Source organism: Pseudochelatococcus contaminans (assembly GCF_014195635.1).
Lineage (GTDB): Bacteria > Pseudomonadota > Alphaproteobacteria > Rhizobiales > Beijerinckiaceae > Pseudochelatococcus > Pseudochelatococcus contaminans.
Genome location: NZ_JACICC010000009.1, coordinates 19,347 through 40,152, shown reverse-complemented (window position 1 = coordinate 40,152; position 20,806 = coordinate 19,347). Strand labels below are relative to the sequence as shown.

The following is a 20,806-nucleotide window of genomic DNA, read 5'->3' as shown; positions in this document are numbered from 1 at the left end:
GACCTCCGTTATGCCGGCTTCTTGGTGGAAGGCCAGTTGTGCGTTTCCTCGGTGGCATCCCGGCTCCAGCGATAGAGGGCGTCGTAGAGCAGCAGACCCGCCTCGAGCTGTTCGAGATCGTCGCGGAACATGCGGGAGAGGCCGAGCGAGGCGGCGAGAAGGCCGGCGGCCTCCGGCACGAGATCGAGCCGCGCCGTGTCCGCCGCGCGCACGATCGCCGCCAGACGGCCGAGCGGTTCGGAGACGAGCCCGAATTCCTCCAGCATGACGTCGAAGGTGCAGCGCTCGCCCCGGTGACTCCAGAACACCCCGTCGATATCGAAGGGTGTTGCGCCGAAGCGTTCGGCGACCGCCGTCACCTCCGGCGCGCCGACGTAGAGGAACACGGCGTTCGGATCGATGAAGCGGCGGATGAGCCAGGGGCAGGCGACGCGGTCGACCTTGGGCCGCGCCCGCGTGACCCACACGGTCCGTCCGGCGTCGTCGCGCGGCGGCAGCCTGTCGGGCCTGACGAGGAGCCCACCGGCGGCGCGCCAAGCGTCGAAACCGCCTTCGAGCGTTTCCGCTCTGGCGCCTTCGTGGAGCAGCCAGGCGGTCACGGCCTGGGCGAAATCCCGCCCCCTGCCGTCGACCACGACGACGTGGCGGCCGGCTAATTCGCAGGCCCAGGCCGCGACACGCGAAGCGTCGCGGCTCAGGGCAGCAGGCAGGAAGCGCGGGTCGGCATCGACGTCCGCCTGCACGCGGACATCGACGATGACCGGCGCGGTCGGCAGGCCGGCAAGACGGGAAAGCTGCGGTACGGTGATTTCGGTATGAGACGGCATGAACGTCCATTCCTCTTTCAGGGAACATGGACGCGATGTTTAGGCTGCCGCCTCACGGGGTAATCGCGATCAACCCCTTGCACCGGAAATTACTCGCAGACCGGTGGTTGCGCAAGGGCTAGGAAAGCGCCTCCGAACGATTTTCGCCCGCGCGGGGATACGCGATACCTGCAGACATGCAGGCCCACCGCATATCGCTTCCTGCCGGCGAGGCGCTGTTATCCGAGGGCGGATCGTGTTGTCTTGATATCGGCTTTCCTTGACAGGAAGCCGACGCGCCGGTTATTGAGGCGCAACCGGATGGTTTGCTACAAGCGGCAAACCATGTGGCGGAAAGTGAGCTGGCGGATGGCCGTTTGGTACACGCTTTCACGGATGCGCTTGCTGCCAGCCCTGCTGGTTGCTGTCGCGTTGTTTGCTGCGCCGTTGGCTCATGCCATGCCGGTACCGTGCCACAGCCAGACCGTTCAGGTACCGGCGCAAGACGGCGTTGGGAATCAACATCAAGCCGCCGTATCCGTTCATAAGATCCATACCGGAAACGGTCAGTTACACGCGGCTGATTATAAGGTATGCTGCAGCTTCGCCTGCGGCGTGTGCGCCGTCGTGGCCGGTGCAGCGGATGCGAGCACTTTCGTTCCGGCTTCCGTCAGGCAATATTACGGATGGGCCGACCAGATTTCCCTTGGCCTGTCGGTCTTGCCCTTGCTGACTCCTCCCCGATCCATGGTCTGAAGCCGTCAGGACGCCGCTCTCCGGCGTCATGTGGATGATTGTGCGCCGCAAGGGCGCGCATAGATCAATTCGCCGACCACCGTGTCGGCATGGAAACGGGTTCCCAACATGAATCGTCGTGACTTCCTCACGCGGCTGACGGCCGGCGCGGTAGCGCTCGCGTCGCCGACCGCCATGTCCCTTCCCGGCCTTGCCCGGGCGCAAACCGCCAGCCCGGCCTCTCCGGCTGAAGACGAAACGCGCCAGCTCGCCGTCATCACCCGTACGCTCGACATCAACGGCAGGGCCGCGCGTGTCTTCGGGCTCGCACAGCCCGACGGAACGCAGGGGCTGACTCTCGACGCAGGCGGCAGCTTCGACGTGACGCTCACCAACCGGGCCAATGCACCGACGTTGATCCACTGGCACGGTCTGACGCCGCCGTGGGAACAGGACGGCGTGCCGGACAACCCGGCTGCCCTGCTGCAACCGGCCGAAACCCGCCGTTACAGCTTTCCGGCGGGCGCCGGCGGCACCCACTGGATGCATGCCCATACGCTGCAGGAGCAGGCCGCCCCGCTGATCGTACGCACCGCCGCCGACCGCGCGCGGGACGAGCAGGAAGTCGTGATCCTGCTGCACGACTTCTCTTTCACACCGGCGGAGGAACTTCTCAATCGGCTGCAGAATGCCACGGGTAGCGGGCGCGGCCAGCACGGCGCCGCCATGAGCCAATCCGCGATGCACGGGTCTGCAGCGCACGGAGCCGCCGGAGGACACGGCACAATGCCGATACCGGTGATGGACCTCAACGACATCGAGTACGACGCCTATCTCGCCAACGACCGCACGCTCGACGATCCGGAAGTCGTGCACGTGGAGAGGGGCGGCCGGATACGGCTGCGCATCATCAACGGCGCGACGGCGACCGCCTTCACCATCGACACCGGCGGCCTCGGCGGGACCCTGATCGCCGTCGACGGACAGGACGTGCGGCCGATCGTGGGCAACGCCTTTCCGGTGTCGATGGGCCAGCGCGTCGACATCCGGCTGCAACTGCCGCAAGGCGGAGGCGCGTGGCCGATCCTTGCCCTGCGCGAGGGCGCCGTCGAGCGCGCCGGCATCGTCCTCGCCACGCCCGGCGCGCCGGTCCGCAGAATCCCGGTGCATGGCGCGGTTGCCGGGCCGGTTCTCGACCTCGACCTCGAAAGGCAGTTGTCGGCGACAGCACCGCTCGCGCACCGCGCGCCGGACCGCCGTTATACCCTTGCCCTCACTGGCGACATGGCCGGTTACGTCTGGGGTTTCGGCAGCAGCGACGCCCTTACAGCCGCCCACGGCGAGCGGATCGCGGTGACGCTTGTCAACACGTCGATGATGGCGCACCCGATGCACCTGCACGGCCACCATTTCCAGGTGACCGGCATCGACGGCAGGGCCATCGGCGGCGCCGTGCGCGACACGGTGCTGGTGCCGCCGCATGCCCGTGTGACCGTCGTCTTCGACGCCGACAATTCCGGCCGCTGGCCGCTCCACTGCCACCATCTCTATCACATGGCGGCGGGCATGATGGCATTCGTCGACTACGCCGCCTGAGGCCTCCGTCTGGGAAAGCGGCGCCCGCAGCGTGCGCGCCTTTCGTATTTCGGATCGCTCGTTCCAGAGCAAACAACACTACCCCGGAGATTTCAGAGGATGACCGATCACAAGTCCCACGCTGGCCATGATGACCATCACAGCGGCCATGCGCATCACCGTCCTGCCGGCAGCGCTATCGTCGCGGCGGCCGGCTCCACCCATGCCGCGCACGGCGGCCATGACCACGCTGCCATGATCGCCGACTTCCGGCGCCGGTTCTGGATCTCGCTGGCGCTGACGCCGCCGATCCTTCTGCTGTCGCCGATGATCCGGCACTGGCTGGGGCTCGGCGACGCGCTGGCGTTCCCGGGTAGCGGGCTCGTGCTCTTCGCGCTCTCCACCATCGTCTATGTCTACGGCGGCCGGCCCTTCCTGACCGGGTTCGCATCGGAGTTGCGCGACCGGCAGCCGGGCATGATGACCCTGATCGCGCTGGCGATCTCGGCCGCCTATTTCTACTCCGCCGCCGTCACCTTCGGCCTTCCCGGCGAGTCCTTCTATTGGGAGCTCGCGACGCTGATCACCATCATGCTGCTCGGCCACTGGCTGGAGATGCGCTCGGTGATGGGGGCCTCGCGCGCCCTGGAGGAGCTGGTCAGGCTGCTGCCTGACACCGCCACGAAGATCGGCGCGGATGGTGCAACCCAGGATGTTCCTATCTCCGCCCTCCAGCCCGGCGACCGCGTGCTCATCCGCCCTGGGGCCAAGGTGCCGGTGGACGGAAAGATCATCGAGGGCGCGAGTTCGTTCAACGAGGCGATGCTGACCGGCGAATCGCGGCCGGTCTCCAAAGCGGTAGGGGCAAACGCCATCGGCGGGGCGATCAACGGCGAAGGCTCGGTGACGATCGAGGTCACGGCGACCGGCGACAAGACCTATCTCGCACAGGTCATCACGCTCGTGAAAGAGGCGCAAGCCAGCCGGTCGCGCACGCAGGACCTCGCCAACCGCGCCGCGGCCTGGCTGACCTATATCGCACTGACGGTGGGCATCGGCACGCTGGTCGTCTGGCTCACCCTCGGCGCCCCCTTCCAGTTCGCCATCGAGCGCATGGTGACGGTGATGGTGATCGCCTGCCCGCATGCGCTCGGCCTCGCCGTGCCGCTGGTCGTAGCGGTCAGCACCTCGCTCAGCGCCGGCAACGGGCTCCTGATCCGCGACCGGGCCGCCTTCGAGAGGGCACGCAACCTGAATGCGGTGGTCTTCGACAAGACCGGCACCCTCACCGAAGGCCGGTTCGGGGTCAGCGACATCGTGCTCCTGGCGGGGGATGAGGCTGAGGCGCTGCGCTACGCCGCCGCCGCCGAGAGCCGGTCCGAGCATCCGATCGCCCATGGCATCCTGGCCGAGGCTAAGAGAAGGGGTCTTGTACCGCCGCCAGCCGGCGACGTGCGCAACATCACCGGTGAAGGGATCGCGGCGACGGTGGGCGGCGAGGACGTGCGCATCGTCAGCCCCGGCCATCTGGCGCGGCAGGGCAATCCTGTGGGCGGGGAACGTCTCAAGCAGCTTGAGGCGCAGGGCAAGACCGTTGTCGTGCTGGTCCGAGGCGGTGTCCCGCAGGCGCTGCTCGCGCTGGCCGACATCGTGCGCCCCGAATCCCGGGAAGCCATCGCGGAACTGAAGCGGCTGGGCGTCAATTCGGTGATGCTGACCGGCGACGCCGCGGGCGTGGCCAAGGCCGTGTCGGAAGATCTCGGCATCGCCAAGTATTTCGCCGAGGTTCTGCCTGATCAGAAATCGGCCAAGATCAAGGAGCTTCAGGCCCGCGGGCTCAAGGTCGCCATGGTGGGCGACGGTGTCAACGACGCGCCGGCGCTGGTGCAGGCTGATCTCGGTGTCGCCATCGGCGCCGGGACCGACGTGGCCGTGGAATCAGCGGATATCGTTTTGGTTCGGAGCGATCCGCGCGATGTTGCAGCGATCTTGGGTCTGTCGCGCGCTACTTACAGAAAAATGGTGCAGAACCTGATTTGGGCAACCGCCTATAACGTCATTGCCATTCCAATGGCGGCGGGCATTACTTTCGGCACCGGCTTTCTCATGACGCCAGCCGTTGGCGCGATCTTCATGTCCGCGAGCACGATCATCGTCGCAATCAACGCACAATTGCTACGATTCTACCGGACCGGCAATTGACAACCGGCAACAAGAAATCGCGCAGAGACCAGGGTGTTTTTCATACCCAGTCCATGCACGATTTATCGCCAATTCTATACTGCAGATGGCGCACTACAGGTGTCGAAAATTTGGCGTGCGTGAAAGCACTTAATCGGACAATCCTATCCATGAGCGGTCCAGGTCTCGGCGCAGAAGCAAGGCTCATAGACTAGCAGGAGGCTGCTATCGAGTGACGCAAACGTGCGTCGGTACACGCGGCGCGGCAAAGGTAATGATGCCTTCCTCTGCCTCTTATATGGCGAGACCAATCTATAGACGTTGGGCATGCTCCCTTTCAGGGGCGTCCCACGAGCCTCTCCGGAGAATCGCATAGCTATTTCCATAGAATTCTAGATTTTTTATAAACTATATGTAATTTATGAGAATCGTACAAACGTCGAAATGCTTGGAAAGGAGACCGAAACTGCTCCGAATTCCATTCATTGCGATTCATCGTCAAACAAGTCGCGACCGCTCTTTATGAGGTACCTCTCCATGAACAGCCCGGTGAATCATCCGCTAAATGCCTCTGGCAGCCACCTCGTCTCGCGAGCGCGGGAGATTGCCAGTCTTGCCCGTGAGCACGCCGTCGCCGCGGAGAATGCTCGGGTCCTGGCGCGAGAGGTGGTAGACGCAATCGGGGCTGCCGACCTGTTCAGGCTAGCAGTGCCTGCCGTGTATGGCGGACCCGAGGCAGATCCCGTGACCTATGTCGACGCGATAGCAGCTCTGTCGGAGGGGGACGCGGCTGCCGGATGGTACGCTGCTGTTTCATCTACGACATCCGTGCTCGCATGGTATCTGCAGCCCGAGGCGGTCCGAGAAATCTACGTTGCCAATCCGGCGTCTCTCACAGGGGGCTCGTTCGCCCCGACGGGGCGCGGCTCATGGGTTGACGGAAGGCTGCGGGTCGATGAGGGGCGGTGGCCGTGGGGATCTTGTGGCCTTCAAGCAGACTGGATGACTGGTGGGGTTCTCGACGGCGACCGTCTCTTCATCATCTTCCTCCCCCGCGGCGATTTTGAGCCGCATGATACATGGCATGCGTTCGGTCTAAAGGCGACGGCTTCAAATGATTTTTCGGTTCGCAAGGGAGCCATCGTTCCCGGGCACCGTATCCTTGAGTTCGGCAAGGGCTTCGTTCCTGCCGCCGATAGCGCCCTTGCCCGTTTTCCGGGCTTCGTCTACATCGCCGCTGCCTATGCTGCAGTACTGCTAGGGAACGCGCGGGGGGCCATCCATGAACTCGTTGATCTGGCTAGGCACAAGGTTCCGACTGGTAGCGAGGCGACACTTGCTGAAACTCCGTTGACGCAACTGACGGTTGCTCAATCCGAAGCTAGGCTTCTTGCAGCCTCCGCATTCGTACGCGAATCTTTGGCCAGCATATGGGAAACCATTCAGGCTGGCGATCCAGCGACAGTAGACCAGAGGACGACCGCCCGCCTCGCCATCAGCCACGCTGCTCAGGAAGCCTCGAAGGTGGTTGACGCCTTGTATACGCTAGGCGGCGCCACCTCGACATTCTTAGCGAATCCGCTCCAGAAGCGACTCAGGGACGCCCATGTCGCCACCCAGCATCTGTTGGTATCGGAGAAATTTTTCCTAATTCACGGACAACAGCGGCTCGGCTTCGCTATCGACGAGAAGGTTATCGCCACACTCTGATGCGATGCAGAGCGACTACCCCGGTCGGGCGCGAGGCCAAAGCCCTGAGTGCATCGATCGCCGATCGCACTTTCTTCGTGGAAATCTCGTTCTCGCGTTGCTCCAGCACGGTGTTCAGCTAAAATAGCTTGTAGCGGTGCATCTCATTGAACATGCTGGTTCTACAACCTGAGCCGATTGCGTATCGTCCGTTTTCTTGAGGGTGTTGCTGCACGCGCCGGCGAGATATTCTGATCGCGCTCATTTGTGGAGGTACTTGCGTTCGGCATATTATTTCGATAAATCTCGACGCATGGAAAAACACATAATCGTCGAGGCTTTTGCAGCCATCGCGCAAGCTACACGACTGGATGCGTTGCGCCTGCTCCTGGATCGCCGGGAGACGGGAGTGCCGGCGGGCGACGTCGCGAAGCTGCTCGACGTGCCGCAGAATACCATGTCGGCCCATCTTGCGGTGCTGAAGCGGGCCGGCCTCGTTCGTACCGAACGGCACGGAACGACGATCATCTACCGGCCGGACACCGAGCGGGTCTGGCAACTCGTCGATTTTCTGGTCACAGACTTTGCGGCTCTCGCGGCGACCACGGACAGGTCCATTTCAACAGCCGTCATTCCGCGGGCTGGCGCTGCACCCGACCCCGTATACAACGTCTTGTTTCTCTGTACGGGCAACTCCGTGCGGTCGATCCTCGCGGAGAGCGTTTTGAACCGCGATGGCGGGGGGCGATTCCGTGCTTTCTCTGCCGGTAACAAGCCACGAGGCGAGATTCACCCGACCACCATCGCAACTTTGGCAGAACTCGATTATCCGACTGAGGGATTGCGTTCGAAGAGCTGGGACGAATTCGCGAGCCCCGAAGCTCCCATCATGGATTTCGTATTCACGCTCTGCGACAGCGCGGCGGGTGAGGAATGCCCGGTCTGGCCAGGGCGCCCGCTGACGGCCCACTGGGGCATCGAAGACCCCTCCATCGTCGGAGAGGCTGATTTTCGGCAAGCCGCCGCATTCCGCCAGGCGGCAGGTTACATCCGAAATCGTGTCGCCGCGTTCATCAGCCTCCCGCTGGATTCGCTCGACCGGATGTCCCTTCGCGACAAGCTCCGGACGATCGGCAGTTTGTAAGGCACCGCGGCTTCTTGTCTTGCGTGACGATGCAGGCTCGCGCCTCGCGCGTCGTAGCGAATCATGCCGCGAGATTCACCGCTCCCTCCCGTCGCCTCAACCGAACCGCCCGGTGATATACTGCTGGGTCCGCTCGTGGCGCGGATTGGTGAAAAATTCCTTGGTCGCGTTGAACTCGGTCATTTCGCCCAGGTGCATGTAGGCCGTGTAGCTCGATATGCGTGCAGCCTGCTGCATGTTGTGGGTGACGATGACGATCGTGTAGTGCTGCTGGAGCTCGTCGATCAGTTCCTCTATACGCGCGGTCGCGATAGGGTCGAGCGCGGACGTGGGCTCATCGAAAAGAATGATTTCCGGATTGGGCGCGAGCGTCCGGGCGATGCAAAGGCGCTGCTGCTGCCCACCCGAAAGGCCGTAGGCGGAATCGTGCAGACGGTCCTTGACCTCGTTCCAGAGCGCCGCGCCCCTGAGTGCCTCTTCCACCCGCTCGTCAAGCACGGATTTGCGATTGATGCCTCTAACCCGAAGCCCCGCCGCCACGTTTTCGTAGATCGATTTCGGAAAGGGATTGGGTTTTTGGAATACCATGCCGATGCGAAGCCGGATCAGTATCGCGTCGGTTTGCGGCCCGACCACGTTCCTTCCCTCCGGCAAGAGCGTAATCTCGCCATCATAGCGGTTTCCCGGATACAGATCGTGCATGCGATTGAACGAGCGCAGCAAGGTGCTCTTGCCGCATCCGGAAGGACCGATGAGCGCTGTAACCTCCCGGTCGGCGATCGGCAGGTTGACCGATTTCAGAGCGAGGAAGTCGCCATACCAGAAGGACAAGTTGCGAACTTCGGCCCGGAGTTTTTCCGGGCGGACTAGGATACCGCCGATGCCGCCAGATTCGGTCTCCCCGGCAATCGGCTTCTGAAAGGTGGGAGCGGGCGTTTCGACCATATGTTCAAGTCCTGTCCTTGGTTCAGAGGCCAATCCGGCGACGCAGCCTGAAGCGGATCCAGATCGCAATGGCATTCATGCCAAGAGTCATGATGAGGAGTACGACACCCGTGGCGGCGGCGTTGACGTGGAAGGCAGCCTGCGGGCGCGAGATCCAGTTGAACATCTGGATCGGCATCACGGTGAAGGGCGCGTGCAACCAGTCAAAGTTGACGAAGGGAAAATCTGGCTGAACCGGCGCCGGCGGCAGAAAGGCAATGAAGGTCAGCGCGCCGATGGTGATGATCGGCGCCGTTTCGCCGATCGCACGCGACAGGCCGACTATCGCTCCGGTCAGGATACCGGGCCGGGCTGCCGGCAGGATGTAGTGCCACATGGTCTGCCACTTGTCCGCCCCGATCCCGTAAGCCCCTTCCCGAATCATTTGCGGAATGCTGCGGACGGCTTCGCGCGTTGCGACGATGACGATCGGCAGGATGAGAAGGGCAAGCACCATGCCGGCAACCATGACCGACCGGCCAAGCCCGGCCAGGTAGACGAAGAAGCCGAGCGCCAGCAGACCGTAAATGATCGAAGGAACGCCGGCGAGGTTGGTGACGTTGATCTCGATGATGTCGGTCAACCAGTTTTTCGGCGCATATTCCTCGAGGTAGAGACCGGCGGCGATACCGAGCGGGATGGCGAGCATGGCAGTGACGAACATGACGAGGCATGTGCCGACCCATGCGGAAAGGATGCCGGATCGTTCGGGGCGCCGGGAAGGAAAATCGGTCAGGAAAGCCATGTCTATTCTGGAAAAGCCATCCACGAATAGATCGGCGATCAACGCCAGCAGGAACGCCATGGCCACGAAGAGAATGAAAAGACCGAGGCCGGCGAAGATGGCATCCCTTCGGCGTGCCCTGCCTACCAGAACGATTTCGTCCTGCTCGGATGAGGCCGTGGTGGCCCGTGTGAGAATTTCGGAGGTCATCAGTACGCTTCCCGGAAGCGTCGGCGCAGGAAGAAACCGACGATATTGAAGAAGAGCGTCAGCAGGAACAACGCAAGGCCGGCGGCAAAGATGGTCTGGTACGCCAGTGAACCGTGCGGCAGATCGCCGAGGCTCATCTGCACGATGTAGGATGTGATGGTCGCCGCCCCCTCACGTGGATCAGCAGTCAGGTTCGGGTTCTGCCCGGCCGCAATGGCAAGCACCATGGTCTCCCCTACCGCGCGGGACATGCCGAGCAGATATGCCGCGGTGATGCCGGAGAACGCGCCCGGGATGATCACCTTGAAGGTGGTCTGAAGGCGCGTCATGCCGAGCGCGAATGCGCCCTCGCGCAGCGACGCGGGAACGGCACGCATTGCATCCTCGCTGATCGAGACGATGTAGGGCAGGATCATGATGCCGAGCACGATCCCCGGAACCAGCAGGTTGAACCCGGTCAAGCCCGGAATGAAGGTCTGAAACAGCGGCGTCAGGAACAGCAGGGCGAAATATCCATAGACGACCGTCGGTATGGCGCCGAACAGTTCGAGCATCGGCTTAACGGTTTCGCGCACGGCGGCCGGAGCATATTCGCTGAGATAGACAGCGAGAACGGTTCCGAACGGGATCGCGATGGCGATCGCTATACCCGCAGCCCAAAGCGTCGCGGTCAGCAGCGGCAGGATGCCATAGCGGGGTTGCGCGAAAACGGGGGTCCACTGAGTATCAGTGAGGAATGTCCATAGCGATACTTCGGTAAAAAAGCCCCACGACTCGCTGACGAGGACATAAACGATCGCGGCAGTCACGAACACGGAAAGCGCCGCCGACAGAAAGAGCACGGCGCGCATGCCGAGATCGATCAACCGGCGTCGGCGAAGGAAGGCCTCGGAAGGCCGGAAGGCGTCAGCCGACGAACTCATTGGCGCATCTCCGGTAGTGATGATGGCCGAGGCGCTTGACCTCAGCCATCGGGGCTGGTCATCGCGTCAGTTGGCTGCGTCCTGAACCAGATCGGTCACAGTCACGCCGATCTTGGAGCCGCCCTCGAAATGGGAGCCTGTCTTGCGGCTCTCGAACTTCATGAGAGCGAGGGTCGCAGCCTCGGCGGGCAGCGCCACGTAGCCAACCTCGCTGACGAGTTCCTTCTGATTATCGGCATCGAACAGGAACGCCACGAACTCACGAACATGTTCCTTCGCGTCCGCCGCCTGCTTGGACACGTAATAGAAGAGCGGGCGGGTCAGCGGCTGATAGGTGCCGTCGGTGGCTGTCGCGATCGAGGGTTCCACGCAGGAGCCGTCCGCCTGCCTGATCGCGACGGCCTTCACCTTGCCGGCGTTCTCGGTGAGGTATGCCAGACCGAGGAAGCCGAGGGCATTCTTGTCGCCGATCACCCCCTGGATGGTGATGTTGTCGTCTTCCGTCGCCGTGTAGTCGCCGCGGCTGGAGTGTTCCTTACCGTTGATAGCCAGCGTGTAATAGTCGTATGTGCCGGAATCAGTGCCGGCGCCGAACAGGGCCAGACGACCGCTCGGGAAGCCTTCGCGGACCAGATTCCAGTTCTGGACCTTGCCCTGTGCCTCCGGTTCCCAGATTTTCTTCAACTCGGCAACGGAAAGGCAGGTAGCCCAATCGTTGCCCGGATTAATGATGGTTGCCAGAGCATCGACGGCCACCGGCAGCTCGATAAATTCGATGCCGCTTTCCTTGCAAAGCGCGATTTCCTCGGAGCGGATCGGACGCGATGCGCCGGTGATGTCGGTTTCGCCGCGACAGAATTTCTTGAACCCGCCGCCTGTGCCGGACGAGCCGACGGTAGCTAGGATCTTGCCTGACTGCTTGTTCTGAAACTCCTCCGCCATGGCTTCGGAGATCGGGAAAACCGTGCTCGATCCATCGATCAGGACGGTCGGCGCCTGCTGGGCGAAGGAAGGCGTAAGCAGGCAGCCAAGCATGAACGCGGCCGTTGCCGCCTTGATGAGCGACTTCGACGCGGGAGCGATGGGGTGGGTTCTGCTGGTCATGGCGACTCTCTTATGAACATGGGAAGGGGCGGCACCGACAGCGCCTATGCTTCACATAGTAATCACAGATGACAATTGTGTGTCAAATAAGTAATATCATAGTATCTGGATGTATTGATATATATTGAATGGCAATTCTCTATGTGAAATACACATATAATCTGGCAGTTACATTTTTATTACCCGCATCCGACAGGGCTGGTTTGGTGAGGCGTTGCGTTTTCGATCGCGCCCCCGAGCGCCATCCGATGACGTTTCGTCGGATGGCGCAGCCACTTTCCCGATCGCGGGAAACCCGCGATCGCCCCTCTGCAATCGCCCTCCGTCAGTGCAACCCCGCAAGGATCGCCTGCGCACGGTTCACGACGGGCGCGGGCAACGGGATGTAGCCGAGTCCTTCGGCGAAAGTCTGGCCCTCTACCAGTCCCCAGCCGACGAACCGCTTCAGTCCATCGGCGACCTGCGGATCCTTGTTGGCCTTGCGCAACAAGGTCCAGCTATAGGAAACGATGGGATAGACCGTATCGCCCACGGGGTCGGGTATGATCTGACGTCCATCCTCCGGCATGCCATCAAGCGCAGAGGCAAGCGCTGCCGAGCCTGAAGCGCCGTCCGCACGAACGTACTGCCCGGCCCTGTTCTCGATCAGCGCAGACCGCAGGTTCAACTGTGCGGCGAAGGAATACTCGACATATCCGATGGAGTATTCCGCGATCGCGATCCGGCCTGCGACACCTTCATTGCCTGAAACGATCATCGCGTTGTTCGGCCAGGCGACGGTGGTGCCGACCTCCTTCCAGGCGTCGCTCACCGCAGCGAGATGGGTGGTGAAAGAGAAGGTCGTGCCGCTCGCGTCTCGCCGGGCAACGACAGCGATATTGCGCTTCGGAATGTCGACGCCCGGATTGGCGGCACGAATCAGCGGATCGTCCCACGTCTTGATCCTGCCGCTCATGATGCCGACGAGGGCTTGGCGGCTTAGCCGCAGATCCCCCGAGAAGCCCGGGATGTTATAGGCCAGAACGACCATCCCCGCGGTGGTCGGCACATGCAACACGTTCTCCGGCACGTTCGCGATTTCTGCATCGGTCATCGGGCGCTCGGTCGAGCCGAAAGCAACGCTCCCCTGCGTGAAGCGCCGAATGCCCTCACCACTGCCAACGCTCTTGTAGGTGACGGTGATGTCCGGGTTGGCCCGGTTGAACTCGGCCATCCACTCTTTGTAGAGATTGGAATGGAATGATGATCCGGCTCCATTGAGTTCAACGGCTCTCGCCTGTCCGGCAAGACAGAAGGCCGCTGCAAGCGTTGCCGCATAAAGCGCGTTCTTCGGGCTAAAGCTCTCCATGAACCATTCTCCAAAGCAGGATCGGGCAACGGTGACAGGCGTGCGCCTTGTTTGAACGAGATGGAAAAGTTTATTTCCGCTGATCATGATAACCTCTTGCTCTGTTGCAGAACACGAACTGACGCATTCTAATAATAAATATTTATTATATACACAATACATAATATTATAATAATATAAATATCGTTTTACTTGGATATATAGAAGAATTTCATCCATTATGGCGGTCTGATATGGTCGCTTGGGAGTTATAAACTGGACTATAGTCTTGACGTCCCGCACTTTCATGGGAGATGGAGCGAAGTCGACCAAGCGCGGCGATCCTGTTTGTCAGCGCAAGACGATCCAGAGTCTCAAGCGGAAAGCTCGTGAAAATAGAAATGCGCTGGGCAAGCATCTGATAGACTTCACACCGCGCCAACGCCCGCTCGGCGGTGTTGCCTTGAGCGAGCGTCGGGTCAGGGATACTCCAATGGGTGGTGATGGGATCTCCGGGCCAACTCGGACAAATCTCGCCCATTGTACGATCGCAAACCGTGAAAACGAAATCGAGTGCAGGTGCGGTGGACGTTGCAAAACTTGCCCAACTCTTTGTCCGAAGCGGCGTCGTGTCGTGTCCAAGCGAACCGAGGAGCAAGCGTGTGTCCGGATCGATTGCGGCCGCAGGATGGCTACCGGCGGAGAATACCTCGAACCGATCGTCCATGTCGCGGAGGATCGCTTCGGCCATAATGGAACGGCAGGCGTTCTCTCGGCAGAGGAAGAGGGTGCGGAACGGCTGGGACGGCATGGAAGTGGCTCCTCCTGTTGTTCGTTGCCCTCATTTCTACAACCATCGAAATGTCACATGCAACGATATTTCGAGAAATATCGATATTTTTCTTGCGCCGTTCATCAACTTCCGTTATTCGCGATAGATAGATATTTGCTCGATGCCCACCGAACGGATTGCACGATGACCGAAATCACGACGGACCAGTCACTTGCCATGCTGGCGGCGCTCGCCCAGGAAACCCGGCTCGAGGCGTTCCGGCTGCTGGTCGCCGAAGGACCGGATGGTTTACCGGCTGGCGACGTCGCGCGGATTGTCGGCGTTCCGTCCAACACCATGTCGACGCACCTCGCCATCCTCGAGCGCGCGGGACTGATCGCATCGCAGCGCTCCGGCCGCTCGATCGTCTACAGCGCCCGGCTCGATGCCATGAAGGCGCTGGTCCTCTATCTCGTGCAGGATTGCTGCAAGGGACAGCCCGGTCTTTGTGGCGAAGTGGCAGCCATGCTCGATCCAGCGTCGTCGTGTGCGCGACCGGAAACGCAGCACTGACATCCGGACCGGACAGCGGGGCCGAAGAACGCCCCCGATCGCGCCGTTCGGGCCCATATTTCGAAGAAGCTCGAAATATGACTTGACTCGATGAACGAGCGGAGGTTACCGCTATTTCCATGAGCATCGAAACAGCGGCAAAACAGCTTGAGGCCCTCGGGAACGTCACGCGCCTGCGCGTCTACCGGACGCTGGTGCGCGCGGGCGACGACGGTCTTCCCGTCGGCAGCCTGCAGGAGCGGATCGGGATTGCCGCGTCGACATTGTCCCACCACCTGCACCGCCTGATCTCGACGGGGCTCGTCACCCAGGAAAGGCAGGCAACGACGCTGATCTGCCGCGCGAACTATCCGGCCATGCACGGCCTCGTCGGCTTTCTGGTCGACGAATGCTGCATCGACGCCCGCTGCGCTCCACGAGAAAAGGCCGCCGCGCTCGCCTGAGGCGTTTTTTCTTCGCCAACTATTTCCATAATCCCGGAAGGATAAAATATGTCTGCGCCTTTTCCTTCTGCATTGCCGATCGCGGTTGTCGGCGCCGGTCCCATCGGGCTTGCGGCGGCCGCTCATCTCGTCGGCCGGGGAATGCCGGTGAAGGTCTACGAGGCCGGTTCAATCGTCGGCGAGAATATCCGCGACTGGGGGCATGTCCGCCTGTTCACGCCGTGGCGATATTGCGTCGATGCGGAGGCGGTGCGGCTCCTCGCGCGGCACGGCTGGCAGATGCCGGATGGGGAAATGGTGCCGACGGGTCATGAACTCGTCTCCCGCTATCTCGAACCGCTGGCGGCCACGCCGGCGCTGTCGGCTATCATCGAGACACGCACCCGCGTCACCGCGATCGCCCGCCATGGCATCGACAAGGTCGTCAGCCGCGGCCGCGACGGGCGGCCCTTCGTTCTCGTTGTCGAGACACCCGAGGGCGAGCGCCGCGATCTGGCGCGGGCGGTCATCGACGCTTCCGGCACCTGGGCCTCGCCCAATCCCCTCGGCGCCGACGGCATCGCGGCGACAGGCGAAGCCGCGTTCGCGGAACGGATCGCTTACGGCATTCCGGATGTGCTCGGGCGCGACCGGCCGCTTTATGCCGGCCGGACGACGCTGGTCGTCGGCGCCGGGCATTCCGCCGCCAATGTCCTGCTCGATCTCGACCGCCTGTCGAGGGAGGCACCGGAAACGGCGATCGTCTGGGCGACGCGGGGCGCGAATCTCGCGCGCGTGTTCGGCGGCGGCGCGGCCGATGAACTCCCCTCGCGCGCGGATCTCGGTACCCGTACACGCCGGCTGATCGAGCACGGCCGCATCCGGCTCGTTGCCGGTTTCGCGATCCGGCACGTGCGCGAGGAGGCCGGACGCCTGCTCGTCGAGGGGGAGACGGCCGACGGGCCGCAGGCACTTCCCCCGGTCGATCGCATCGTCGTCTGCACCGGCCAGCGCCCGGACCTGGCCATCACCCGCGAATTGCGCCTCGAACTTGATCCGGGGCTGGAGTGCGCGAGAAGGCTCGGCCCTGCCATCGATCCGAATCTGCATTCCTGCGGCTCAGTGCCGCCTCACGGCCACCGGGAGCTGTCGCATCCGGAAAAGGGCTTCTACACGGTCGGGGTCAAGAGCTACGGGCGGGCGCCGACCTTCCTGCTGCTGACGGGATACGAACAGGCCCGCTCGGTGGCAGCGGCGCTGTCCGGCGACCTTGCGGCGGCGGACGACGTCCGTCTCGTGCTTCCGGAGACCGGCGTCTGCACCACGCAGATTGCCGACGGACCGCCTGTCGCCGATGGACCATCTAGAGCAAGCTGCTGTGGCGGACCGGAAACGGATGATGCACCCCGGATCGTTGAAAGTGCCGATACGGCCTGCTGCGCCCGCGATCGTTGCTGTGCAGCATGACGGCCGGGGCGAATATTCCCGTGGCCGTGCCGTCGCGACGCCATGTCATCCCCGTCCTTGGGATGACGCAGATACTGGCGTGGGGCTCGTCCTACTATCTGCTCGCGGTGCTCGCCGCGCCCATCGCGGCCGACACCGGCTGGCCTCTTGCCTGGATCGTCGGCGGCCTGTCGCTCGGCCTTCTCACCGCAGGCATCGTATCGCCCCGCGTCGGCGGCAGCATCCAGCGTTTGGGTGGCCGCCCGGTGCTGGCGTTCAGCGCGGCCTGCCTCGGTCTCGGTCTGGCGGGGCTCGGGCTGTCGCCAAACCTGCTCGTCTATATCGCCGCGTGGCTGATCGTCGGCGTCGGCATGGGCGCGGGGCTTTACGACGCCGCCTTCGCCACGCTCGGACGCCTTTACGGGCTCAAGGCCCGCTCGGCGATTACCGCGCTGACCCTGTTCGGCGGCTTCGCCAGCACGCTGTGCTGGCCGCTGTCAGCCTGGCTGGTGTCCGAGCTTGGCTGGCGGGGCGCCTGCTTCGTCTACGCAGGCATTCACCTTGGCCTGCTGATGCCGCTCTACCTCTTCGCCCTGCCGCGCGAGCCCGAACGCCCCATGCCGGCGAAACCGGAGCAGGCGCAGGCCGCTGTCGGCTCCCCCGACGTCCAGACAGCACGCGCGTCCGGTTTGCTGTTCATCCTCGTCGCCCTGACTATCACGGTCAGCTCGATGATCTCGGCGCTGCTCTCGGTTCATCTGCTGACCATCCTGCAGGCCCGGGATATCGCCCTGGCCGCCGCCGTGGCGCTTGGCGCGACGGTCGGTCCCGCGCAGGTGGGGGCGCGCGTGATCGAGATGGCCATCAGCCGCTATCACCATCCCATCTGGACGAAGCTCGCATCGACGGTGTTCGTCGCCGCCGGTGTCGGCGCCCTGTGGGCCGGGCTTCCGCTGATCTCCGCCGCGCTGATCTTCTACGGCGCGGGAATCGGCATCGAGTCGATCGCGCGCGGCACGCTGCCCCTCGCCCTGTTCGGGGAGGAGCGCTATGCCGTCGTCATGGGACGCATCGCCATGCCGAGCCTGATCGCCCAGGCGGCCGCTCCGTCCGTCGGAGCGGTGCTCATCGATCGGTTCGGAGCGGATGCGACGCTTGGTATGTTGCTTGCCGTCGCGCTGACCAATGTCGCGCTGGTCACCGTCCTGTTCGCCATCCTGCCGACATCCGCACGCAGACATCAGCCCGCCTGATACGGCGCCGCCGATATGGCTTCGGCGAGCGCTTGCGCCAGGCGCGGCGTCATCTCTCGTGCCGTCCTTCCCGCCCCCAGGAGCGTGGCCGACGCTGCGCCCGTCCAGTTGCCGTAGCCGGCGAGCCAAAGGCGCGGTTCCTTGACCGCCCGCTGCTCCACGACTTCGATGCGCCCGTCGGGTTCGACGATGCCAAGGGGCTTCAGATGATCGGTCGCAGGCCGGAAGCCCGTACACCAGATGATCGCATCGACCGTGCTTTCGGTTCCGTCACGCCAGACGACGCCGCCCGGAATGAGGCGTGCGAACGGGCGAACGGCCTTGAGCACACCACGTGTCCGGGCTTCCTTCACTGGCGGCACCATGACGATATCGCCGATGGTCGTCGTCGAGGAGGCGTCGTCGATGCCACGCACGCGGGCGCTGGCGCGCTCGAACAGCACGCGCCCGTCGACATCGTCGGGCAGGAAGACGGGTTCCCTGAGCGTCATCCAGGTCGTCTGGGCCACCTCGCTCAGTTCCGCGAGAAGCTGCGCACCGGAATTCCCTCCGCCGACGATCAGGACGCGCTTCCCCGCAAATGCCGCGGGCGTCCGGTAATGGGCCGAGTGGAGCTGGACGCCTTCGAACAATTCGCGTCCGGGGTAGTCGGGCACGAAAGGCGCGGCCCATGTGCCGGTCGCACTGACCACCGCGCGAGCGGCAAGGCTCCCGCCATCACGGAATCCGATCCGGAGAAAAGTGCCCTCCCGCTCGACGGCTCCAACGGTCCGAGGCCGATCGATCGGGAAATCATAGCGCGCCTCATAGCGCGTAAGATAGGAGATCACTTCGTCTCGAGTCGGATATCCGTCCGTTGCGCCCGGCGGAAAGGGCCAGCCCGGCAGCGAACTGTAGGCCGCCGGCGAAAACAGATGTAGCGAGTCCCAGGTGTGGACCCATGCTCCGCCCGGCCCGTCACCTGCGTCGACAATGAGGAAATCCAGTCCGAGTCGGCGAAGATAGTAGGCGACGGCAAGCCCCGCCTGACCGCCTCCGACGACGATCACCTCGTGATCCGGCTTCGTCATGCCGACTTCTTCCGCGATGCGGTGGCGATGGACGACAGGTCGGTTCCGGCGTCTATCGGCTTGCCAGCTTCCTTGCGTTCGGAATAGCGATCGACGAGTTCACCGGCATGCGGCCGCAGAAGGATGGTGAAGCGGACGAGTTCCTCCATCACGTCGACAATGCGATCGTAGTAGCTCGACGGCCTCATGCGGCCATTCTCGTCGAACTCCTGAAACGCCTTGGCAATGCTCGATTGGTTGGGGATGGTGAACATGCGCATCCAACGCCCCAGCAGACGCAGCGCATTGACCGCGTTGAAGCTCTGGGAGCCTCCCGACACCTGCATCAACGCAAGCGTTCGCCCCTGGGTCGGTCGAATCCCTCCCATGCTGAGCGGCAGGTGATCGATCTGCGCCTTCATCAGGCCGGTCATCTGGCCATGACGTTCGGGACTGCACCAGACCATGCCTTCCGACCAGATCGCGTGCTCGCGCAGCTCCCTGATGGCCGGATGGTCGTCGTCGGCAACCTGGTCGGGAAAGGGCAGATCGCCAGGATCGAAGATGCGAGTCTCCGCCCCGAAGAACGCGAGAAGCCGAGCCGCCTCTTCCGTTGCCAGCCGCGAATAGGAGCGCGGACGCAGCGAACCGTAGAGCAGGAGGATACGCGGCTTGCTATCGCCCGGACCCAGACCGATGCCCGGACGACGATGCGCGAAGCGGCGATCGAGAGCAGGCAGATGGTCGGGTTCGGACAACGTACGCAAACGCATGATTCTCTCTTTCTATTGTTTCACCGCCGCGACGGGCGCCGGTGCGGTCGTCGGAAACAATCGTTCCCCAAGCCGCAGCGCCACATGGACCAGCAGGATCAGCACCGGCACCTCGACCAGCGGACCGATCACCGCGGCGAAGGCAACCGGCGATGCGAGCCCGAAGGCCGCGATCGCCACCGCGATCGCCAGCTCGAAATTGTTGCCGGCGGCGGTGAAGGCGATCGCCGTGGTGCGGGGATAATCGGCTTCGATCAGCTTGCCCATGAAGAAGCTGATCAGGAACTGGACGATGAAGTAGATCGTCAGCGGGATCGCGATGATGACAGCGTCGAGCGGCAGGCGCACCACATCGCCGCCCTTGAGGCTGAACATCGCGACGATGGTGAAAAGCAGCGCCGCCAGCGTGATCGGGCTGATTTTCGGCAGGAAGACGTTCTCATACCAGTCGGCGCCCTTTTTCGCGACCAGGATACGGCGGGTCAGGAATCCGGCCAGAAACGGAATGCCGAGATAGATCAGCACCGCTTCAGTGATCGTCCAGAATCCGACATCGACGACGCTGCCTTCAAGTCCGAACAGCGGTGGCAGCACGGTGAGAAATATCCAAGCATAGGTCGAGAAGAACAGGATCTGGAAGATCGAGTTGAAGGCGACGAGACCGGCGACATACTGGTTGTCGCCCTTGGCGAGCTGATTCCAGACCAGCACCATGGCGATGCAGCGCGCGAGGCCAATCAGGATGAGGCCGGTCATGTACTCCGGATGGTCGCGCAGGAAGATGACGGCGAGCGCGAACATCAGCGTGGGGCCGATGATCCAGTTCTGCACCAGCGAGAGCGCGAGCACGCGCTTGTCGGCAAAGACGCGATGAAGTTCCTCGTACTTCACCTTGGCGAGCGGCGGATACATCATCAGGATCAGCCCGATGGCGATCGGGATGTTCGTGGAACCGACCGACAGCGCGTTGAGCTCATCGGGCAGGCCGGTGAAGACGGTGCCGAGAATGACGCCGAGCGCCATCGCGGCGAAGATCCAGACCGTCAGGTAGCGGTCGAGAAAGGACAGCCGCGAGGCCGGCCGAACAGTGGTTTCCATGGGGGAAGCTCCTGGCAC

At 63.0% G+C, this 20,806-nt stretch carries 19 protein-coding genes; 8 read left to right on the top strand and 11 right to left on the bottom strand.

Annotation, left to right across the window (positions count from 1 at the left end; translation table 11 throughout):
- Positions 1-8 precede the first annotated feature (8 nt).
- On the bottom strand, positions 9-827 hold the full coding sequence (locus FHS81_RS14915; protein ID WP_183754352.1) for a chromate resistance protein ChrB domain-containing protein: 819 nt from the start codon (positions 825-827) through the stop codon (positions 9-11).
- Between the two features lie 369 nt (positions 828-1,196).
- Positions 1,197-1,352 (bottom strand): hypothetical protein, encoded by a 156-nt coding sequence (locus tag FHS81_RS14910; RefSeq protein ID WP_183754350.1) that lies wholly within the window; start codon positions 1,350-1,352, stop codon positions 1,197-1,199.
- Between the two features lie 318 nt (positions 1,353-1,670).
- On the opposite strand from FHS81_RS14910, the gene FHS81_RS14905 reads away from it, so the two are divergent.
- The 4 genes from FHS81_RS14905 to FHS81_RS14890 all read left to right on the top strand — a co-directional run bounded on the left by FHS81_RS14905 (position 1,671) and on the right by FHS81_RS14890 (position 8,130).
- Positions 1,671-3,137, top strand: coding sequence for a multicopper oxidase family protein (locus tag FHS81_RS14905; RefSeq protein WP_183754348.1), 1,467 nt, complete (start codon positions 1,671-1,673; stop codon positions 3,135-3,137).
- A 99-nt stretch (positions 3,138-3,236) separates the two neighbouring features.
- Positions 3,237-5,318, top strand: a complete 2,082-nt coding sequence (locus FHS81_RS14900) for a copper-translocating P-type ATPase (protein ID WP_183754345.1) — start codon at positions 3,237-3,239, stop codon at positions 5,316-5,318.
- 516 nt (positions 5,319-5,834) lie between these two features.
- Positions 5,835-7,007: an acyl-CoA dehydrogenase family protein gene (locus FHS81_RS14895; RefSeq protein WP_183754344.1), complete on the top strand. Its 1,173-nt coding sequence runs from the start codon at positions 5,835-5,837 to the stop codon at positions 7,005-7,007.
- A gap of 292 nt (positions 7,008-7,299) precedes the next feature.
- Positions 7,300-8,130, top strand: coding sequence for a metalloregulator ArsR/SmtB family transcription factor (locus FHS81_RS14890; RefSeq protein ID WP_183754342.1), 831 nt, complete (start codon positions 7,300-7,302; stop codon positions 8,128-8,130).
- Between the two features lie 96 nt (positions 8,131-8,226).
- Here FHS81_RS14890 and pstB read toward each other — a convergent pair whose 3' ends face one another.
- From pstB to FHS81_RS14860, 6 genes are all read right to left on the bottom strand, one after another.
- Positions 8,227-9,075: a phosphate ABC transporter ATP-binding protein PstB gene (gene pstB / locus FHS81_RS14885; protein WP_183754340.1), complete on the bottom strand. Its 849-nt coding sequence runs from the start codon at positions 9,073-9,075 to the stop codon at positions 8,227-8,229.
- A gap of 22 nt (positions 9,076-9,097) precedes the next feature.
- Positions 9,098-10,048 carry a phosphate ABC transporter permease PstA gene (gene pstA / locus FHS81_RS14880; protein WP_183754337.1) on the bottom strand — a complete coding sequence of 317 codons (951 nt, stop codon included), beginning with the start codon at positions 10,046-10,048 and terminating at the stop codon, positions 9,098-9,100.
- Entirely contained in the window at positions 10,048-10,971 is a 924-nt protein-coding gene (gene pstC / locus FHS81_RS14875; RefSeq protein ID WP_183754335.1) for a phosphate ABC transporter permease subunit PstC, read from the bottom strand. The genes pstA and pstC overlap by 1 nt, the downstream gene beginning before the upstream one ends.
- A 66-nt stretch (positions 10,972-11,037) precedes the next feature.
- The gene (locus tag FHS81_RS14870) at positions 11,038-12,075 is read right to left on the bottom strand and encodes a PstS family phosphate ABC transporter substrate-binding protein (protein ID WP_183754333.1); all 1,038 of its coding nucleotides are present in this window, start codon (positions 12,073-12,075) and stop codon (positions 11,038-11,040) included.
- 325 nt (positions 12,076-12,400) lie between these two features.
- Positions 12,401-13,423, bottom strand: a complete 1,023-nt coding sequence (gene pstS, locus FHS81_RS14865; RefSeq protein WP_183754331.1) for a phosphate ABC transporter substrate-binding protein PstS — start codon at positions 13,421-13,423, stop codon at positions 12,401-12,403.
- Between the two features lie 211 nt (positions 13,424-13,634).
- Positions 13,635-14,213: an arsenate reductase ArsC gene (locus FHS81_RS14860; protein ID WP_183754329.1), complete on the bottom strand. Its 579-nt coding sequence runs from the start codon at positions 14,211-14,213 to the stop codon at positions 13,635-13,637.
- A 165-nt stretch (positions 14,214-14,378) separates the two neighbouring features.
- On the opposite strand from FHS81_RS14860, the gene FHS81_RS14855 reads away from it, so the two are divergent.
- From FHS81_RS14855 to FHS81_RS14840, 4 genes are all read left to right on the top strand, one after another.
- The gene (locus FHS81_RS14855) at positions 14,379-14,747 is read left to right on the top strand and encodes an ArsR/SmtB family transcription factor (protein WP_210281741.1); all 369 of its coding nucleotides are present in this window, start codon (positions 14,379-14,381) and stop codon (positions 14,745-14,747) included.
- Between the two features lie 119 nt (positions 14,748-14,866).
- Positions 14,867-15,190 carry an ArsR/SmtB family transcription factor gene (locus tag FHS81_RS14850; RefSeq protein ID WP_183754327.1) on the top strand — a complete coding sequence of 108 codons (324 nt, stop codon included), beginning with the start codon at positions 14,867-14,869 and terminating at the stop codon, positions 15,188-15,190.
- 48 nt (positions 15,191-15,238) lie between these two features.
- Positions 15,239-16,636: an NAD(P)-binding domain-containing protein gene (locus FHS81_RS14845; RefSeq protein ID WP_183754325.1), complete on the top strand. Its 1,398-nt coding sequence runs from the start codon at positions 15,239-15,241 to the stop codon at positions 16,634-16,636.
- Positions 16,633-17,868, top strand: a complete 1,236-nt coding sequence (locus FHS81_RS14840; protein ID WP_246375049.1) for an MFS transporter — start codon at positions 16,633-16,635, stop codon at positions 17,866-17,868. The genes FHS81_RS14845 and FHS81_RS14840 overlap by 4 nt, the downstream gene beginning before the upstream one ends.
- Here the strand turns inward: FHS81_RS14840 and FHS81_RS14835 are convergent.
- From FHS81_RS14835 to arsB, 3 genes are read right to left on the bottom strand one after another with little or no spacing between them, the layout of a single operon-like run.
- Positions 17,856-18,938: an ArsO family NAD(P)H-dependent flavin-containing monooxygenase gene (locus tag FHS81_RS14835; protein WP_183754323.1), complete on the bottom strand. Its 1,083-nt coding sequence runs from the start codon at positions 18,936-18,938 to the stop codon at positions 17,856-17,858. The two genes, FHS81_RS14840 and FHS81_RS14835, sit on opposite strands and share 13 nt — an antisense overlap.
- Positions 18,935-19,690, bottom strand: coding sequence for an arsenical resistance protein ArsH (gene arsH, locus FHS81_RS14830; RefSeq protein WP_183754321.1), 756 nt, complete (start codon positions 19,688-19,690; stop codon positions 18,935-18,937). Before arsH ends, FHS81_RS14835 begins: the two co-directional genes overlap by 4 nt.
- Positions 19,691-19,702: 12 nt before the next feature.
- Positions 19,703-20,788, bottom strand: coding sequence for an ACR3 family arsenite efflux transporter (gene arsB / locus FHS81_RS14825; RefSeq protein ID WP_183754319.1), 1,086 nt, complete (start codon positions 20,786-20,788; stop codon positions 19,703-19,705).
- Positions 20,789-20,806: the final 18 nt, after the last annotated feature.

Bases quoted from the DNA above. Each gene is read 5' to 3' on its own strand.
- FHS81_RS14915 (WP_183754352.1), bottom strand. From the start codon at position 827: ATGCCGTCTCATACCGAAATCACCGTACCGCAGCTTTCCCGTCTTGCC.
- FHS81_RS14910 (WP_183754350.1), bottom strand. From the start codon at position 1,352: ATGAACGGATACGGCGGCTTGATGTTGATTCCCAACGCCGTCTTGCGC.
- FHS81_RS14905 (WP_183754348.1), top strand. From the start codon at position 1,671: ATGAATCGTCGTGACTTCCTCACGCGGCTGACGGCCGGCGCGGTAGCG.
- FHS81_RS14900 (WP_183754345.1), top strand. From the start codon at position 3,237: ATGACCGATCACAAGTCCCACGCTGGCCATGATGACCATCACAGCGGC.
- FHS81_RS14895 (WP_183754344.1), top strand. From the start codon at position 5,835: ATGAACAGCCCGGTGAATCATCCGCTAAATGCCTCTGGCAGCCACCTC.
- FHS81_RS14890 (WP_183754342.1), top strand. From the start codon at position 7,300: ATGGAAAAACACATAATCGTCGAGGCTTTTGCAGCCATCGCGCAAGCT.
- pstB (WP_183754340.1), bottom strand. From the start codon at position 9,075: ATGGTCGAAACGCCCGCTCCCACCTTTCAGAAGCCGATTGCCGGGGAG.
- pstA (WP_183754337.1), bottom strand. From the start codon at position 10,048: ATGACCTCCGAAATTCTCACACGGGCCACCACGGCCTCATCCGAGCAG.
- pstC (WP_183754335.1), bottom strand. From the start codon at position 10,971: ATGAGTTCGTCGGCTGACGCCTTCCGGCCTTCCGAGGCCTTCCTTCGC.
- FHS81_RS14870 (WP_183754333.1), bottom strand. From the start codon at position 12,075: ATGACCAGCAGAACCCACCCCATCGCTCCCGCGTCGAAGTCGCTCATC.
- pstS (WP_183754331.1), bottom strand. From the start codon at position 13,423: ATGGAGAGCTTTAGCCCGAAGAACGCGCTTTATGCGGCAACGCTTGCA.
- FHS81_RS14860 (WP_183754329.1), bottom strand. From the start codon at position 14,213: ATGCCGTCCCAGCCGTTCCGCACCCTCTTCCTCTGCCGAGAGAACGCC.
- FHS81_RS14855 (WP_210281741.1), top strand. From the start codon at position 14,379: ATGACCGAAATCACGACGGACCAGTCACTTGCCATGCTGGCGGCGCTC.
- FHS81_RS14850 (WP_183754327.1), top strand. From the start codon at position 14,867: ATGAGCATCGAAACAGCGGCAAAACAGCTTGAGGCCCTCGGGAACGTC.
- FHS81_RS14845 (WP_183754325.1), top strand. From the start codon at position 15,239: ATGTCTGCGCCTTTTCCTTCTGCATTGCCGATCGCGGTTGTCGGCGCC.
- FHS81_RS14840 (WP_246375049.1), top strand. From the start codon at position 16,633: ATGACGGCCGGGGCGAATATTCCCGTGGCCGTGCCGTCGCGACGCCAT.
- FHS81_RS14835 (WP_183754323.1), bottom strand. From the start codon at position 18,938: ATGACGAAGCCGGATCACGAGGTGATCGTCGTCGGAGGCGGTCAGGCG.
- arsH (WP_183754321.1), bottom strand. From the start codon at position 19,690: ATGCGTTTGCGTACGTTGTCCGAACCCGACCATCTGCCTGCTCTCGAT.
- arsB (WP_183754319.1), bottom strand. From the start codon at position 20,788: ATGGAAACCACTGTTCGGCCGGCCTCGCGGCTGTCCTTTCTCGACCGC.